This is a genomic window from Nitriliruptor sp., from assembly GCF_040882075.1.
Lineage (GTDB): Bacteria > Actinomycetota > Nitriliruptoria > Nitriliruptorales > Nitriliruptoraceae > Nitriliruptor.
In genome coordinates, this window is the sequence record NZ_JBBEBZ010000092.1 from 1 (window position 1) to 2,944 (window position 2,944).

At 73.8% G+C, this 2,944-nt stretch carries 1 protein-coding gene and 1 pseudogene; both read right to left on the reverse strand.

All coding sequences use genetic code 11. The features are described 5' to 3' along the window. Positions 1 to 303 precede the first annotated feature (303 nt). A complete protein-coding gene (gene malQ / locus WEB03_RS04965; protein WP_368069848.1) occupies positions 304 to 2,235 on the reverse strand; it encodes a 4-alpha-glucanotransferase in 1,932 nt (643 codons plus the stop codon). Further along, positions 2,232 to 2,944 (reverse strand): annotated as a pseudogene (locus WEB03_RS04970) (malto-oligosyltrehalose synthase); the annotation flags it as partial. The gene malQ and the pseudogene WEB03_RS04970, both read right to left, overlap by 4 nt.

Consider the following 2,944-nt stretch of genomic DNA (forward strand, 5'->3'; position numbering starts at 1 on the left):
CTCGGCCCGCCCAGTCCTCGGCTTGCGGGGTCCCTACGTAGCGCTGGCGCCACACCAGCGCCCCGGTAGGCCGGCGCGCACCCAACGGTCGGGCTCGCGGGGTTCTGACGTGGCGCTGGCGCCACACGAGCACCCCGGTAGGTCGAGCGCACCGATCGGATGGGCTCCGGACGTCCGAGGGGCCGACCGGGCGGGAACCGCCGTATGCGCACGGTTCCCGCGGCCGTGTGATCGAACAGCGGAGCTGCCGTTCATCCACGTCGATCACACCTGGCTGCCGAACTCGAGCCGGCTGGACCAGGCTCAGGGACGCGCGGCTCGAGCAGCGGTCATCGCGGCGGCGACGGCTGCGGCGGTGGGGTGGGCGGCGAGACCCTCGACACGGACCGGGAGCGGGAGCGACCAGTTCGCCGGACGAGCGTGTCGGTCGGTGCCGGGCACGTTCGGCCGGTCGGTGACGCCGAGGGCGTCGTCGAGCTGGGCGAGCACCACCCGGTTCGGCCCGGCGGCAACGTGGGCGTGCAACGCGACCACGACGTCGGCGACCGGTGCGTCCTCGGGCAGCCCGGTCGCTCCGCTGATGCGGGCCCGCAGTTCAGCGTGCCAGTCGTCGTCGGGCTCCTGCCCGAGTTCGGCCTGCATGGCCGCGTCGTCCCCCGTCCAGACCCCAGCCACGGTCGGCAGATCGTGGGTCGACACCGACGCGAGCGCCTTGGGCGTCCAGTCCTCGACGGGGTCCTGCTCGAACCAGAACACCTGGTAGCGGAGCAGGTCGCGGGCGTCGAGCTCCTCCCGGACCCCTTCGCCGACGGTGCCGAGGTCCTCGCCGACGACGAACGCACCCGCGCGGACCGACTCGAGGGCGACGATGTCGAGCAGCTCCCGCGACGGCATCTGCACGTAGGCGCCGTCGGCGGCCGTGCCGCCGGGGGGGATCCAGAACAGTCGGAAGAGGCCGAGGACGTGGTCGATACGCAACCCGCCGACGTGGCGGAGTGCGGCCCGCAACGTGGCGATGAACGGCTCGTACCGTGCGGCGCGCAGCTTCCAGGGCACGAACGCTGGCAGCGTCCAGTTCTGGCCCTGGGGGCCGAGCTCGTCCGGGGGCGCGCCGACGCTGACGCCGTCGGCCAGCACGTCCTGCCACGCCCACGCATCTGCTCCGTCGGGGTCAGCACCGATCGGCAGGTCCCCGAGCAGCGGCAGCTCCGCCCCGGCCCGGGCGAGCTGGGCGTCGGACAGCAGCTGCAACCACACGTGGAACCGGACGCGGTCGCGGTGGGCGTCGGCGACCTCAGCCACGGCGCGCGCGTCGGGGTGATGCAGCGCCTCGGGCCAGGACCGCCACCCGCCACCGTGACGCTCGGCGAGCACGCAGAACGTCGCGAACAGCTCGAGGTCGCGGCCACCCTCGACCTCGAAGGCGACGAGCGCCGGATCGGTGCGCACACCCTCGACCTCGTCCCAGATCCGCTCGAGGGTGGTCAGCTTCGCCGCCACCACCCGGTCGCGGTCGATCGGCGCGTCGTCGGTGAGGGCACGACCGCCGCTGCGTAGCTCCCCGTGCCCGTCGAGCTCCTCGAAGCCGGGGACCTCCTCGATCGCCAGCATCAGCGGGTCGAGGTAGCGGCGCGACGTCGGGTAGTACGGCGAGGTCTCGCGGGGTGACACGGGCGTGACCGCGTTCAACGGGTTCACGAGGACGACGCCGGCACCCACCTGTCGCGACCAGGAGGCGAAGCGGCGCAGATCGGCCAGGTCACCGATGCCCCAGCTCGTCGCCGACCGGAGCGCGTAGAGCTGCAGCGCCCACCCCCACCCGGCGTCGGCGTCCGGCAGCTGGCACCGCCCCGGGCTGACGATCACCCGCACGGTGTCACGGCGGCCCGCCACCTCGGCGTCGTGGTAGCCGAGCGGCAGGTCGTCCGGCAGCTCACCGTCGAGCTCACGCCCCGTGCCGTCCTCGAACCGGATGCGCGTGGCCCCGGCCAGCGGGGTCCGGTCACCGCTGCGGACCACGACCACGTCATCGACCTCCGGTGGCGCGGAGGCCGACGGGTCGCCGCCCATCGCGCGCACCAGCGCGTCGCGGGTCGCGGTCGGGACCTCGGTCCAGGCACCGAACGCGTCCTCGTATGCCGGCACGATGCCCCACGCGTCGGGAGGAGCGCTGCGGCCGCCACCGCGACGACGTTCCTCCTCGGACCGCACCTCCGGCGTCTGCGCCCCGGTCACGAGCCCGACCCGTCCCGCACGAGCAGGGCGACGGGGAAGGCTGCGAGGACGTCGGCGACCGCCACGGGACCGCCACCGCCGTCCACGACCTGATCGCTGAGCACGCACCGCCACCGGCCGGGGGGCAGCTCGAGCTCCGTGTCGTGCCAGTCCCAGGTCTCGAACTCGCTCCCGAGCGAGATCACCTGCCGGGGCGCGACCACCGCGACGTCGTCACCGCGCGTGAACGCCACGACGTGATCCGCTCGGGCACCGGTCGCGTACCGCGGGGTGTAGGTCCCGTCGGGACCGAAGCTCGCAGGTCGGTCCCGGCGGCGCTGCAGCGCGCGGGCCGTGACCCACAGCTTCGGCAGACCCTCGTCCACGCGACCGAGCAGGTCGACGGGGTGGGGACGTTCGGCGGTCAGCTCGCCGAGCAGCTGCCGGCGACGTTCCAGGTCGACCGGACGGCGGTTGTCCGGGTCGACCAACGACAGATCCCACAGCTCGGTGCCCTGGTAGACGTCCGGGACCCCGGGGCTGGTGAGCTTGAGGAGGGTCTGCGCCAGCGAGGTCCACCGCCCGGCGGGGCCGACCACGGCCAGGACGCGTTCGATCAGCGCGACCGCGTCGGGGTCGGTGATCAGACCACGGACGGATCGCTCGAGGTCGGCCTCGTACCGCTCATCCCCGTCGATCCACGCCGTGTGCCGCTTCCCCTCGCGCGCGG